This is a genomic window from Stenotrophomonas maltophilia, assembly GCF_006970445.1.
In the GTDB taxonomy this organism is placed as follows: Bacteria; Pseudomonadota; Gammaproteobacteria; order Xanthomonadales; family Xanthomonadaceae; genus Stenotrophomonas; species Stenotrophomonas maltophilia_AU.
In genome coordinates, this window is sequence record NZ_CP033877.1 from 1,620,212 (window position 1) to 1,633,412 (window position 13,201).

The window sequence follows — 13,201 nt, forward strand, 5'->3', positions numbered from 1 at the left end:
TTTTGTCGCATATAGCACTCTAAGCGCTGTTTGCTAAGTATGCTTAGCAAAATAGGAAACTTCGATGGAACGGGGCTTGGCCATCGGTGGTGCCTACTGGAACAGGGGGAACGGGGATCAGGTACTGTGTCGGGTCCGACCCATCCGTGGACCCCGTCTCCCCGTATGTGGTTTCGTGAACGATTAATAATTTCGATCACGAAAGTCGCGGCATGTAATTGACCTGTCGTGAAATCTATGACTAATTGGCATCAACCGGGCGTGAAGCCTGGGAGTCTTTCAGTAGCTCGCAAGTGAGTCGGTAGACCGTCAACGATGCAGAACAAGTCCAACGGAGGTCGTATGGAATACGGCATGCATGGCTTGGCTGAACGGGTACGCCGCGAACTGGAAGCCAGTTATCACAAACACGGATGCGGTCCGGCGTTCTGGGATACCTACCAGCAGGTGCTGGACCGCCTGGTCCCGCAGGGGACCGAGCGTACCGAAGTCACCAATGAAATGGCGCTGATCATCGAACAGCTCGGCATCGTCCGACGTGCGCAGCTGGTACCGCCGCACGCCAACGGGCCGCGTTGATCCGTTGATTCAAAGCAGGCGCCAGGCGCCACAGGCCAACAGCGCCAGCAGCATCGACAGCAGTGCCAGGGTCCGCGGTCGCCACCATTGCCGCGGTTGCCCGGCCATGGCCTGCGGACTGCAGTAGCGCACCAGGCTCGGGCCGAAACCGGCCTGGTGCTGCTGCCGCGCGCAGGCGTCCAGACAGGCGCCGCAGGCCAGGCAATCGGCCTGCGGTCCCTGGCGGATATCCAGTTGCATCGGGCAGGCGCTGACACAGGCGGCGCAATCGGTGCAGTCGCCCAGGCGGTCGGCGCTGAAGGTGGGCATCGGTCCGGCCAGCAGCGGATGTGCGGCACGGAATACGTAGTCCTGCGCGGTAGTCGGGTCGAGCAGGCCGCGGTTGCGGCCGAGCACGCCACCGTGGCCCGGCGGGCGCATGCCGCGCGGTTCACCGCGGCGCGCGTCGTACAACATGCGTGGCGTATGCGGATCGGTCAGCAGTGGCTGCATGCGCGCGAACGGGCACAGCGAACGGCATACCTGCTCGCGCAGGAAACCGGCATTACCCCAGGTGGCGGCGGCATAGAACAGCACCCAGAACGTTTCCCAGCCGCTCCAGCCGGCATGCGGGGCGGCGGCCAGCAGTCCAGCGATCGGGCTGAACAGGCCGACGAAGGTGATGCCGGTCCACAGCGACAGCAGTCCCCACGCAACCTGGGTGGCAGGGCGCACGGCCGGCACGGGCAAGACCTTGGCCATGCCGCGCGCAATCCAGTCGAAGGCACGACGCCACAGCGTCTGCGGGCAGGCGTGGCCGCACCAGATGCGGCCGGCGAGGTGGGTGAGCAGCGCAAGGCCGACCGCCAGTACCGCCAGCAACCCGATCAGCACGCCGACATCGCCGGGCCACAACGTCCAGCCAAGCAGGTCGAAGCGCCGTGCATTGATGTCCAGCAGCAGGGCCTGGTGCCCGTTCCAGCGCAGCCATGGCAGTGCATAGAACAGGGCCAGCAGGAGTACGCTGAGCGCGCCGCGCCAACGCCAGGGGCGTGGGATTCCGGTACAGGGCGTACTCATCCCAGCGGCAGCTCGTCGTCGTCATCGCTCGGCATCGGCCGCTGCAGGTACCAGGTGACCGCGCTGGACAGTGCCGTCACCGACCAGAACATGAAAAACCCTGCCGTATAGCCCAGTTCGCGGCTGATCGTCGTGCCCGGGAAGCTGATCGCCTGCAACCGCAGCGGGTCGACGAAGGCGAAGAACACCACGCTGGCCAGGCCCGCAGCGATGAAGCTGGGCCAGAGGATGGCACCCCAGTGCTGGATCAGCTGCTGGCGGCGGCTGGGAGAGGGTCTGTTCATGCTGTCCCGGATCGGAATGAGGGCGGCGCGTATACTCCGCCGAGGCTGGCGCAGCATCCGCAGGGCATGCTTCCTGCAAGCGTGCCAGCCTAGGTGCAGCGAACTGCGCCGACATTGATCTGGATCAACGGTGGTGCTGGCCGGCTGCGGCACACTTGCCGGCAAGCTTTGGGTGCCCTGATGAACGCAACACCGCCGCCTGTCCTTCCTGTCGCTTCCCCCGGGTTGTGCACCGAGCAGGAAGTGACCCGCCTGGTCCACGACTTCTATGCGCGCGTGCGCGAAGAGGAGCGGCTGGGGCCAGTGTTCGAGGCGCACGTCCATGACTGGCCGGAACACCTGGCGCAGCTGGTCGATTTCTGGTCGGCGATGCTGCGCGGTACACGCCGCTTCAAGGGCTCGCCGATGTCCAAGCACATGGCCATCGAGCTGGACAAGGACCTGTTCGACCGCTGGCTGGTGCTGTTCCGGATCACCACCGCCGAGTGCGGCAACCCGCCCATGCAGGAGCTGGCCAACGACGTGGCCGCGCGCATCGGTGACACCTTCTGGAAGCGCTACCAGATGCTGCGCTGGCCGCAGGTTGGCCTGCCGGTGCTGGGAATCTCCACCCGGGATTGATCTGGGTCAAGGCGGCCACGGCCGCCCGGCGCGATGCTGGCGGCATGGACACGTTCTCTCCCGCCGCCGGTGGCCTGGCCTGGACCTTCGACCCCGACCTTCTGCGCCGGCACGACCGGCCGGGCCCGCGCTACACCTCGTACCCGACCGCGCCGCATTTCCATGATGGCTTCGACGCGCCGGCGCTGCGCCAGGCGATCGCCGACAGCAACCAGCTGGCCCGCGCGCTGTCGTTGTACGTGCATGTGCCGTTCTGCTCCAGCCCCTGCTTCTACTGCGGCTGCAACCGCGTGATCACCCGCGACCGCGGTCGGGGCCACAGCTACGTCTCGCGCGTGCTGGCCGAGGCCGACCTGCTGGCGCCGCAGTTCGAGGACGGTCGTGAGGTCATCCAGCTGCACCTGGGCGGGGGCACGCCGAACTTCCTCGATGCCGAGGCAATGACCACGCTGGTGGAAGGGCTGCGTCGGCGCTTTGATTTCAGCGATTCGCCGCAGCGCGATTTCTCGATCGAACTCGATCCGCGCTTCATCGATACCCGCGATGTCGCCATGCTGGCGCGGCTGGGCTTCAACCGGGCCAGCCTGGGCGTGCAGGATTTCGATCCGCAGGTGCAGGAAGCCATCAACCGCGTGCAGGGCGTGCAGCAGACGCTGGACATCCTGCAGGCCTGCCGCGACAGCGGGATGCGCTCGGTCAACGTCGACCTGATCTATGGATTGCCGGGACAGAGCCTGGAAGGGTTTGGCCGCACCCTGGAACGGGTGCTGGCATTGCGCCCGGATCGCCTGGCGGTGTACGGCTACGCACATCTGCCGCATCTGTTCCGCGCCCAGAAGCAGATCGACGAAAGCCGCTTGCCTTCGCCGGAAGACAAACTGGCACTGCTGGGCCTGGCGGTGGAGAAACTCTCTGCGGCCGGCTACCAGTACATCGGCATGGATCACTTCGCATTGCCGGAAGAAGATCTGTCACGCGCGCAGCGTGCCGGACAGCTGCATCGCAATTTCATGGGCTATACCACCCACGCAGACACCGATCTGCTCGGCCTGGGCGTGAGTGCGATCAGCCACATCGGTGCCACCTACAGCCAGAATCCGCGCGACCTGCCGTCGTGGGAGGACGCGGTGGACCAGGGCCAGCTGCCGGTCTGGCGCGGCGTGGCGCTGAGTGCCGACGACCAGTTGCGTGCAGAGCTGATCCAGCAGCTGATGTGCCAGGGCGAAGTGGACGGTGCCGTGCTGGGCCAACGCCATGGCGTCGATTTCGAGCAGTACTTCACCGAAGACCTGCGTTCGGTGCAGCGGCTGCAGGACGACGGCCTGGCTGAATACCGCGACGGTGTGGTGCGCGCCAGCGAGCCGGGGCGGCCGCTGCTGCGGCTGCTGGCAATGTGCTTCGACCCATACCTGCGTGCCGCCCACGAGCAGCCGCGCTACTCGCGTGCGATCTGACGGCTCAGCGCTTCCTGCCGACGCCGCGTTCCGGATGCCGGGCGGCCATGCCATAGCCGCTGTGGGTCGTATGGACCCGGCCGCCGATATCGGTGTACGACGTGGAGTAGCTGCCATCGCTGTACTCGGTGCGGGTCTTGCCACCGATATCGGTGCGCGAGTACGAGGTGCTGCCATCGCTGTAGCGGGTGCGGACGTTTCCGGAACTGTCCCTGCTCGAGGTCGAGTAGCTGCCGTCGCTGTATTCGGTGCGGGTGTTCCCGGAGATGTCGATCTGTCTCGTCGAAGACGATCGGCCGTCACTGTAGCGGTTGGATACGTTTCCGGAGATGTCGCGCCTGCTGGAACCGGTGGAGCCATCGCTGTATTCCGTCCGCGAGGTGTCGGAGGTCACGCGTTGGGTCAGCGACGACTGCGCCAACGCAGGAAGACTGGCGACGCAGAGCAGGGGAAGCATCAGGGTGGACAGCTTCATGCGCAGGTTCCTTGTGCAATGCCCCATGGGGCGGACGCCATCGCGCGCTGCGATGTTGGTGCCCGGAGCCGGAATCGAACCGGCATGGGGTTGCCCCCGGCGGATTTTAAGTCCGATGCGTCTACCAGTTTCGCCATCCGGGCCTGCAGCGCGGCGCCGATTGTAGCCCAGCTGCAGAATCGCAGCCGGATTGCGCTGGGGCGGCAGCGTGCTTAACTGTCGCTCCCATTCATGTCATAGTCCAAACCATCGTTCCCAGGGGGGGAGCCGCCCGATGTCGCTGCACGCGATTGCCTATGCCAGTGAGGCCCGCGCCGATCTGCAGACAACCGATCTTGACCGCCTGCTGGCCGATGCCACGGCATTCAACCGTGTAGCCGGTGTCACCGGTGTGCTGATGTTCGACGGCAGCCGTTTCCTGCAGTACCTGGAAGGCCCGGAGGACGGTATCGATTCGGTGTACCAGCGCATCGTCAATGCGCGCAGCCATGGCCAGCTGAAGGTGTTGTGCCGCGCGCCGGTGGCGCAACGGGCGTTCCCGCGCTGGTCGATGGGGACCCGGCGCATCGATGCGGACCTGCTGGTACAGATCGTTGACGCCGCATGGCCGGGCTTCCTGCTTGGCAGCGGTGGTTTCGAGCGGCTGCTGCAGGCCTGGACCGGCGCCGATGGTGAACTGGAGCCGGCAGCGGTCGCACTGGGCTCCTGACCCCACCTTGGCGACCGGGCACCCGGGCCGTTAGGCTGTAGCCTTTCTGGTGTGGATCTGCCCGGAGTGGTACAGCGAATGAGTTGGTCGGCCATGCCCATGGCAGCACGCATGCGATTTCATCCGTTGCACGGGATGCGCCGGTGAGCGCGCCCCTTTCGGCAGCCGGGTCGCCGCGCTTCGCGGTGATCGGGCTGGGCTACGTCGGCCTGCCGTTGGCGGTGGCTTTCGGCCGGCACTGGCCGACACTGGGCTTTGACATCGATGCCGAGCGCATCGCCGAGCTCCGCGATGGCCAGGACCATACGCTGGAAATGGAGGCCGGTGAGCTGGCCAGTGCACAGCAGCTGCAGTACGGCAGCGATCCGGCACTGCTCGATGCCTGCAATGTCTACATCGTCACCGTGCCGACCCCGATCGATGCCTATGAGCAGCCCGACCTGGAGCCGTTGCGTTCGGCGACGCGGCTGATCGCCAGCCACCTGCGCGCGGGTGACCTGGTGATCTACGAATCCACGGTGTACCCCGGCACCACCGAAGAGGTCTGCGTGCCGCTGCTGGAGCAGATCTCCGGGTTGCGCTTCAACGAAGACTTCTTCTGTGGCTACAGCCCGGAGCGGGTCAGTCCCGGCGACCGCCAGCGGCGCCTGGCCGATATCCGCAAGATCACCTCGGGGTCGACACCGGAAGTGGCTGCGGTGATTGATGGCCTTTACCAGCGCATCATCGCCGCCGGTACCTTTCCGGCGCCGTCGATGCGTGTGGCCGAAGCGGCCAAGGTGGTCGAGAACATCCAGCGTGACGTCAACATCGCGCTGGTCAACGAGCTCGCGCTGATCTTCGACCGGCTCGGCATCGATACCCAGGATGTGCTCGACGCCGCCGGCAGCAAGTGGAACTTCCTGCCGTTCCGGCCGGGCCTGGTCGGCGGCCATTGCATCGGCGTGGACCCGTACTACCTGCTGCACAAATCCGAGAGCGTGGGCTATCACCCGGACCTGATCCACACCGCGCGGCAGGTCAACAACCGCGTCGGCGAGCATGTGGCGTCGCGGGTGCTGGCGATGCTGGCCGAACGTGGCCGCGCACCTGCGCAGTCGCGCATCCTGGTGCTGGGCGTGACCTTCAAGGAGGACTGCCCGGACCTGCGCAACAGCCGCGCGCTGGAACTGGCGCAGCGCCTGCACGATGCAGGTGCACAGGTCGAGGTCAGCGACCCGTGGGTCGGCCCGGCGGCATTGGCCGACGCGGGCGTGCATTGGCTGGCCGAGCCGGTGGCAGGATGCTACGACGCCGTGGTGCTGGCAGTGGCCCACGCCCGATTCAAGGCCATGGATGACGCGGCAATCCGGGGGCTGCTGACGCCCGGTGGCATCGTCTACGACGTGAAATCGGCCTGGCCGCGCAATGTGGTTGACGGTCGCCTGTAAGCGTCGGTGGCATCCGGCGCGGTAGACTCGCAGGCAGTTGCAACCAAGGAACGCCATGCACCGGTATATCGTCTACCTGCTCGCCATCCTGATGTTTCCCATCTGCCTGTGGTTGGCCACGATCTGGCCGGCCTGGTACTGGGGCGTCGGCCTGACTGCCGCGATGGTGGCGCTGGGGACCTGGGACCTGCTGCAGAAGCGCAGCACGCTGCGTCGCAACTATCCGGTGATGGCGCATTTCCGCTATGGCCTGGAATCGATCGGTCCGGAAATCCGCCAGTACTTCGTGCAGAGCGACCTGGAGGACGTGCCGTTCTCGCGCCAGCAGCGTGCGCTGATCTACCAGCGCGCCAAGAACGAGATGGACACGGTGCCGTTCGGCACCCTGCGTAGCACCTATGCGGTGGATTACGAGTGGATCAACCATTCGTTGGCGCCGACCGCCATTGCCAAGCACGATTTCCGCGTGTTGATCGGTGCGAACTGCGCAAAGCCCTATTCGGCCAGCGTGTTCAATGTTTCGGCGATGAGCTTCGGCTCGCTGTCGGCCAACGCGATCCGCGCACTGAACGAAGGCGCGCGGCGCGGTGGCTTCTACCACGACACCGGCGAAGGTTCGATTTCGCCCTATCACCGCGAGATGGGCGGCGATCTGGTCTGGGAGATCGGCTCGGGCTACTTCGGTTGCCGTGACGAAAAGGGCGGTTTCAGCGAAGAGCGCTTCGTCGCCAACGCCACCCACGACCAGGTCAAGATGATCGAGATCAAGCTGTCGCAGGGCGCCAAGCCCGGCCACGGCGGCGTGCTGCCCGCACCGAAGGTGACCGCCGAGATATCGGTGACCCGTGGCGTGCCGATGGGTGTGGACTGCGTATCGCCGTCGCGTCACTCGGCGTTCTCGACGCCGGTCGAGCTGCTGCAGTTCGTGGCTCGCCTGCGCGAGCTGTCCGGTGGCAAGCCGGTCGGTTTCAAGCTGGCCATCGGCCACCCCTGGGAATGGTTCGGCATCGCCAAGGCGATGCAGGAAACAGGGCTGCTGCCGGACTTCATCGTGGTCGATGGTGCCGAAGGAGGCACCGGCGCGGCACCGGCTGAATTCGTCGACCATGTCGGCGTTCCGATGCACGAAGCGCTGCTGCTGGTGCACAACACCCTGGTCGGCCTGGACCTGCGCGAGCGCATCCGTATCGGTGCGGCCGGCAAGATCACCAGTGCATTCGACATCGCGCGCACCATCGCGCTCGGCGCCGACTGGTGCAATGCCGGTCGTGGCTTCATGTTCGCACTGGGCTGCATCCAGTCGTTGAGCTGCCATACCGACAAGTGCCCGACCGGCATCGCCACCCAGGACCCAGCGCGCTGGAAGCACCTGGATGCACCGGACAAGGCCACCCGGGTGTACAGCTACCACGAGCACACGCTGCATGCCTTGAAGGAGCTGCTGTGTGCCGCGGGCCTGAACGATCCGGCCGAACTGGGGCCGGAGCACATCCTTCGTCGTGTCTCGCCGGTGGAAATCCGTTCGCTGGCGTCGCTGTACCGCTACCTGGAACCGGGCGAGCTGCTGCACAAGGTGCCCGACCATGCAGTGTTCCATGCGTTCTGGGCCGATGCGCGCAGCGATTCGTTCCAGCCGCCGCCGAAGATCCAGGCGCTGCGCGCCAGCAAGTCGCGATAACGATTCTGTAGCGTCGAGCCATGCTCGACTGCTTTTCCACGCAGTCGAGCAGGCTCGACCCTACAAGGAGGCGCCATGCAGTTCAGGATCGGCACCATCGAAGATGTCGCCACGTTGTGGGCGCTGCGCACGCGCTGTGTGCGCGAGACCTGCAGCAGCCATTACCCGCCGGAGGTCATCGCGCCGTGGTCGGCCTCGCCACCGCCGCTGCAGTACGCGAGGCTGCTGGGGCAGGGTGGTTGCGTGGTGGCCGAGGACGGACAGGGCGGCCTGCTCGGTTTCGGCGTGTTCGATGCCGATGCCAATGAAGTCGACGCGCTGTTCGTCGATCCGGATCGTGGCGGAAAGGGGATCGGCCAGGCGCTGATGCAGCGCCTGTTGGCGATGGCCGATCGTGAGCGTGAGGTGGTGCTGTCGGCCTCGCTCAATGCCGTGCCGTTCTATCAACGGCAGGGCTTTGTCAGCGTGCGCGAGGAAGCCTATGCGCATCCCAGCGGTGTGGCGCTGGCCTCGGTGAGCATGCGCAGGCCATGGTGATGTAGAGCCGGGCTTGCTCGACGCTACAACGCAGGCGTCACCGCCCGGCCAGCCAACCGATCACGCCCTCGGCGGCACGCAGGCCGCTGGCGTAGCACGCGGTCAGCAGGTAGCCGCCTGTCGGCGCTTCCCAGTCCAGCATCTCGCCGGCACAGAACACACCCGGCAGCGCCCGCAGCATCAGGTCATCATCGAGTGCGTCCAGGCGCACGCCACCGGCGGTGCTGATCACTTCGGCCATCGGCCGTGGCCGCAGCAGGCGCAGTGGCAGGCGTTTGAGCGTGGCGACCACGGCAGGCAGGTCGTTGCCCGCGTCCTTGCCGAGGATCTCGAACACCAGCGCGGCCTTTACCGCATCCAGGCCGGCCTGGCGGCGCAGGTGCTCACCGAAGCTGCGGCCCTTGCGCGGGCGTGACAGGTCGGCCAGCAGGCGCGCCTCGTCTCGGCCAGGCACCAGGTCCAGCCACAGCATGGCGTGTCCATCGCGGTTGATGGTCTCGCGCAGGTCGGCCGCCAACGCATAGATCAGGCTGCCTTCGATGCCGTACTCGCTGGCCACGCATTCGCCCTGCAGCGACTGTGGCTGTCCGGCCAGGTCGATCCAGTGCGCGACCACCGGCTTCAACGGCGCGCCGGCATTGCGCTGGGCGAAGAATGGGGTCCAGTCCACGTCGAATCCGCAATTGGCCGACTGCAGTGGCGCGATGTCCACGCCCCGCGCCTGCAGGGGCGCGACCCAGGCGCCATCACTACCCAGCTGAGGCCAGCTGCCGCCGCCCGTGGCCAGTACAGTGGCATCGGCGTGGATGTCGATCTCGCCCGCCTCGGTGGCGAAACGCAGCACGCCCTCGTCGCCCCAGCCGATCCAGCGGTGGTTGGCATGCAGGCGCACGCCCTGTTCCTTCAGTCGGCGCACCCAGCCGCGCAGCAGTGGGGCTGCCTTGCGGTCAACCGGGAACACGCGGCCGGAGCTGCCCACATAGGTCTCCACGCCGAAGCCGGCAGCCCAGTCGCGCAGCGCCTGCGCGTCGAAGCCGTCCAGCCAGCGGCCCACGGCCGTGGACTGCTCGCGGTAGCGGCTGTCGAACAGCGGTCGCGGATCGGAGTGGGTGAGGTTGAGCCCTCCCTTGCCGGCGATCAGGAACTTGCGGCCAGGTGAACCCTTGGCCTCGTACAGGTCGACGTCCAGCCCGGCGGCGCGCAGGCGCTCGGCGGCGAACAGTCCGGCCGGGCCACCGCCGATGACGGCGACCCGATGGGGCGTTGCGGTATTACGGTTTGACATCGAGCAGCTCGACATCGAACACCAGCGACGAGCCAGCCGGGATCGGGCCGACCCGGCGGTCGCCGTAGCCGTAGTCCGGCGGGATCATCAGCGTGCGCTTGCCGCCGACCTTCATGCCGGCCACGCCTTCATCCCAGCCGCGGATGACCTGGCCGGCGCCGAGGGCGAAGGTGAACGGTTGGCCACGGCTGACCGAGCTGTCGAAGGTCTTGCCGTGCTTGCTCTCGGTGCGGTTGTCGTAGATCCAGCCGGTGTAGTGCACGGTGACCTTGCTGCCGGAGACGGCCTCGGCGCCGGTGCCGGGCACGGTATCGATGCGTTCGAAGGTGGTGAGGGTGCCGCCCGGCGGCGGGCCGGAGGGCTCGCTCGAGCAGCCAACGGCGGCGAGGGACAGCAGCAGGGGGAGCAGCAGGCGGCGCATCGGGCGTCTCCGGTAGGGCGCAGGGCGAGGGCGGCAAGGGTAGCGCATCGGCGCCGGGTATCATGGGTACATGGCAAAACTCCTGCTCAATCTGCGCAATGTCGGCGACGACGAATATGCCGATGTCTGCACGCTGCTCGACCAGCACGGCATCGCCTGGTATCGCACCGAACCCAGCCCGTGGGGCATCTCCAATGGTGGCCTGTGGCTGCGCGAGGACGCCGATCATCCGCGTGCGAAGGCGCTGATGGCGGAGTACCAGGCGGCGCGCGGCGTGCGCGTGCGCGCCGAGCGCGAGCAGGCATTGCGCGAGGGTACGGCGGAAACCTTCGGTAGCCTGTTCCGGCGGCGGCCGCTGTTCGTGGTGCTGGTGCTGCTGGGAATGGCGGGTGCCGCGGCGCTGGTGCTGCTGCCGTTCATGCTGTTGCGGGGGTAAGGGGGCTTCTGGCCGGCAACAGCAAAAGCAACAGCAACAGCAACAGCAACAGCAGGCAATCCGTGGTGGGCAGGGCGGTGTGGGCAGGCGGGACACGCCGTAAACCCATCCTTGGGGGCTCGATGGCGCCATCCATGGCGCCAACGGTCCCGCCTGCCCACACCTCCCTGCCTCTGACAGTTCCCGTGATCTGTCGCAGATCCACGCCATGCGTGGATGAACGTGAAAATCCGACCCTGGGGTGGTCTGGCGCTAAAATGGCGGCATGATCGCCAATACCGCTGCCTACCATTTCGCCGTCATCGACGCCCCCCAGGCCCTATGCGACCAGCTGCTGGCGCGTGCCGAGGCGGCGCAGCTGCGCGGCACGATCCTGGTGGCCGGCGAGGGGCTGAACCTGTTCCTGGCAGGGGCGCCGGAAGCGGTCGAGGGCTTCTATGCGGCGCTGCGTGCCGATGCGCGCTTTGCCGACATGCGGGTCAAGACCAGTCTGAGCGAGCACCAGCCGTTCGCGCGGCTGAAGGCCAAGGTGAAGGACGAGATCATCAGCTTCCGCCGCGATGACGGCCAGCCGCTGGACTATCCGCGCGCCCCGGCGGTCGATCCGGCCACCGTGCAGCGTTGGTTGCGGCAGGGGCATGATGACGCCGGCAAGCCGGTGGTGATGCTGGATACGCGCAACCTGCAGGAAGTGGAGTACGGCACGTTCAAGGATGCGCTGGTGCTGCCCATCCACAAGTTCACCGACCTGCCGGAGGCATTGGCGCCGCACCGCGAAGCGCTGAAGGACAGCACCGTGGTCAGTTTCTGCACCGGCGGCATCCGCTGCGAGAAGGCCGCACTGTGGATGGCCAACGATGGCATGGACAACGTGCTGCAGCTCGATGGTGGCATCCTTGGCTACTTCGAGGAGGTGGGCGGCGAAGGTTACGAAGGCCGCTGCTTCGTGTTCGACGAGCGCGTGGCGCTGGATGCCGAACTGAAGCCGATGGTCGACCAGGCGCTGCCGGAGCCGCGCCTCAGCGCGTTCTAAGCCGGGACGCCGATTCCCCGGTAGAGCCGGCCGCTGGTCGGCTGCCAGGGCACGTTGCCTGCCGGCCAGCGGCCGGCACTACCGGATCAGCGCGGTCAGCGCTGAACCCGCCCCACGGGAATCAGCATCCCGCCACCGTCACTGGCCGCCGCGCCCGACCGACCCCATGCATGGGGGATCCTGTGACGGAAATACGCCTGATGATCCCGTTGTCGATCCTTGACCTGGCCCCGGTCTGCGAGGGCAGTGACACCACCGCTGCCTTCGCCAACATGCTGGAGCTGGCCCAGCACGCCGATGCGCTGGGCTACCGCCGCTACTGGCTGGCCGAACACCACAACATGCCTGGCATCGCCAGCGCGGCCACCGCCGTGCTGATCGGCCACGTCGCCGGTGGAACAAAGCGCATCCGCGTCGGTGCCGGCGGCATCATGCTGCCCAACCATGCGCCGCTGCAGGTGGCCGAGCAGTTCGGCACGCTGGCCTCGCTGTACCCAGACCGCATCGACCTCGGCCTGGGCCGTGCGCCGGGCACCGATCAGCCGACCGCGCGCGCACTGCGCCGCTATTTCGACAGCGCCGACCAGTTCCCGCAGGACGTGCGCGAGCTGCTGCACTACTTCGAGCCGGTACAGCCCGGGCAGGCGGTGCAGGCCGTTCCCGGAGGCGGCCTGCGGGTGCCGACCTGGATCCTCGGTTCAAGCCTGTTTGGGGCGCGCATGGCCGCCTCGATGGGCCTGCCCTATGCGTTCGCCTCGCACTTCGCGCCCGACGTGATGGACGAGGCCTTGGCGGTGTATCGCCGCGAATTCCGCCCCTCGGCGACGTTGAAGCAGCCCCACGCGATGCTGGCGCTGAACGTCGTTGCCAGTGACAGCGAAGCCGAGTCGCGCCGCCTGTTCACCAGCCAGCAGCAGAGTTTCGTCAACCTGCGCCGTGGTCGGCCGGGCAAGATTCCGGCGCCGATCGACGACATTGAAACTTTCTGGGAACCGCATGAAAAGCTGGGTGTGGAGCGGGCATTGGCCTGCACCGTGCTGGGCGATCCGCAGCAGGTGGCGGAAGGTATCGCCGCGTTTGTCGAGCGCCACACGCCCGACGAACTGATGCTCACCGCCAACCTGTATGACCACCGCGCGCGCCTGCGTTCGTTCGAACTGACGATGCAGGCCTGGCACGCCCGCCACGCGGGCTGAACAA

At 66.7% G+C, this 13,201-nt stretch carries 15 protein-coding genes and 1 tRNA gene; 10 read left to right on the plus strand and 6 right to left on the minus strand.

The window, feature by feature from the left end; translation table 11 throughout:
* Window positions 1-342 precede the first annotated feature (342 nt).
* On the plus strand, window positions 343-579 hold the full coding sequence (locus EGM71_RS07465; RefSeq protein ID WP_005416001.1) for a hypothetical protein: 237 nt from the start codon (window positions 343-345) through the stop codon (window positions 577-579).
* Between the two features lie 9 nt (window positions 580-588).
* Here EGM71_RS07465 and EGM71_RS07470 read toward each other — a convergent pair whose 3' ends face one another.
* Together EGM71_RS07470 and EGM71_RS07475 are read right to left on the minus strand one after the other, a co-directional pair.
* On the minus strand, window positions 589-1,638 hold the full coding sequence (locus EGM71_RS07470) for a 4Fe-4S dicluster domain-containing protein (protein ID WP_188488850.1): 1,050 nt from the start codon (window positions 1,636-1,638) through the stop codon (window positions 589-591).
* On the minus strand, window positions 1,635-1,922 hold the full coding sequence (locus tag EGM71_RS07475) for a hypothetical protein (RefSeq protein WP_188488852.1): 288 nt from the start codon (window positions 1,920-1,922) through the stop codon (window positions 1,635-1,637). The genes EGM71_RS07470 and EGM71_RS07475 overlap by 4 nt, the downstream gene beginning before the upstream one ends.
* A gap of 180 nt (window positions 1,923-2,102) precedes the next feature.
* On the opposite strand from EGM71_RS07475, the gene EGM71_RS07480 reads away from it, so the two are divergent.
* A complete protein-coding gene (locus EGM71_RS07480) occupies window positions 2,103-2,543 on the plus strand; it encodes a group III truncated hemoglobin (RefSeq protein WP_188488854.1) in 441 nt (146 codons plus the stop codon).
* A gap of 44 nt (window positions 2,544-2,587) precedes the next feature.
* A complete protein-coding gene (hemN, locus tag EGM71_RS07485) occupies window positions 2,588-3,997 on the plus strand; it encodes an oxygen-independent coproporphyrinogen III oxidase (RefSeq protein ID WP_188488855.1) in 1,410 nt (469 codons plus the stop codon).
* Window positions 3,998-4,001: 4 nt separating this feature from the next.
* Here hemN and EGM71_RS07490 read toward each other — a convergent pair whose 3' ends face one another.
* Entirely contained in the window at window positions 4,002-4,472 is a 471-nt protein-coding gene (locus EGM71_RS07490; protein ID WP_188488856.1) for a hypothetical protein, read from the minus strand.
* Between the two features lie 56 nt (window positions 4,473-4,528).
* Window positions 4,529-4,615: transfer RNA gene (locus EGM71_RS07495), tRNA-Leu, on the minus strand.
* A gap of 131 nt (window positions 4,616-4,746) precedes the next feature.
* Between EGM71_RS07495 and EGM71_RS07500 the strand changes: the two genes are divergently transcribed.
* The 4 genes from EGM71_RS07500 to EGM71_RS07515 all read left to right on the plus strand — a co-directional run bounded on the left by EGM71_RS07500 (window position 4,747) and on the right by EGM71_RS07515 (window position 8,826).
* On the plus strand, window positions 4,747-5,181 hold the full coding sequence (locus EGM71_RS07500) for a BLUF domain-containing protein (protein WP_188488857.1): 435 nt from the start codon (window positions 4,747-4,749) through the stop codon (window positions 5,179-5,181).
* 143 nt (window positions 5,182-5,324) lie between these two features.
* Complete coding sequence (locus tag EGM71_RS07505; protein WP_188488862.1) at window positions 5,325-6,611, plus strand: nucleotide sugar dehydrogenase; 1,287 nt, start codon at window positions 5,325-5,327, stop codon at window positions 6,609-6,611.
* Window positions 6,612-6,666: 55 nt separating this feature from the next.
* Window positions 6,667-8,289, plus strand: coding sequence for an FMN-binding glutamate synthase family protein (locus tag EGM71_RS07510; protein WP_188488864.1), 1,623 nt, complete (start codon window positions 6,667-6,669; stop codon window positions 8,287-8,289).
* Between the two features lie 75 nt (window positions 8,290-8,364).
* Window positions 8,365-8,826: a GNAT family N-acetyltransferase gene (locus EGM71_RS07515; protein WP_119007635.1), complete on the plus strand. Its 462-nt coding sequence runs from the start codon at window positions 8,365-8,367 to the stop codon at window positions 8,824-8,826.
* Window positions 8,827-8,863: 37 nt separating this feature from the next.
* Here the strand turns inward: EGM71_RS07515 and EGM71_RS07520 are convergent, their stop codons facing one another.
* A complete protein-coding gene (locus tag EGM71_RS07520; protein WP_188488865.1) occupies window positions 8,864-10,111 on the minus strand; it encodes a TIGR03862 family flavoprotein in 1,248 nt (415 codons plus the stop codon).
* Entirely contained in the window at window positions 10,098-10,532 is a 435-nt protein-coding gene (locus EGM71_RS07525; protein ID WP_188488868.1) for an FKBP-type peptidyl-prolyl cis-trans isomerase, read from the minus strand. Before EGM71_RS07525 ends, EGM71_RS07520 begins: the two co-directional genes overlap by 14 nt.
* A 70-nt stretch (window positions 10,533-10,602) precedes the next feature.
* Here EGM71_RS07525 and EGM71_RS07530 point away from each other — a divergent pair, with 70 nt between their 5' ends.
* The 3 genes from EGM71_RS07530 to EGM71_RS07540 all read left to right on the plus strand — a co-directional run bounded on the left by EGM71_RS07530 (window position 10,603) and on the right by EGM71_RS07540 (window position 13,197).
* The gene (locus EGM71_RS07530) at window positions 10,603-10,968 is read left to right on the plus strand and encodes a DUF6164 family protein (RefSeq protein ID WP_188488870.1); all 366 of its coding nucleotides are present in this window, start codon (window positions 10,603-10,605) and stop codon (window positions 10,966-10,968) included.
* Between the two features lie 265 nt (window positions 10,969-11,233).
* A complete protein-coding gene (locus EGM71_RS07535) occupies window positions 11,234-12,001 on the plus strand; it encodes a sulfurtransferase (RefSeq protein ID WP_188488871.1) in 768 nt (255 codons plus the stop codon).
* Between the two features lie 200 nt (window positions 12,002-12,201).
* Complete coding sequence (locus EGM71_RS07540) at window positions 12,202-13,197, plus strand: LLM class flavin-dependent oxidoreductase (RefSeq protein WP_188488873.1); 996 nt, start codon at window positions 12,202-12,204, stop codon at window positions 13,195-13,197.
* Window positions 13,198-13,201: the final 4 nt, after the last annotated feature.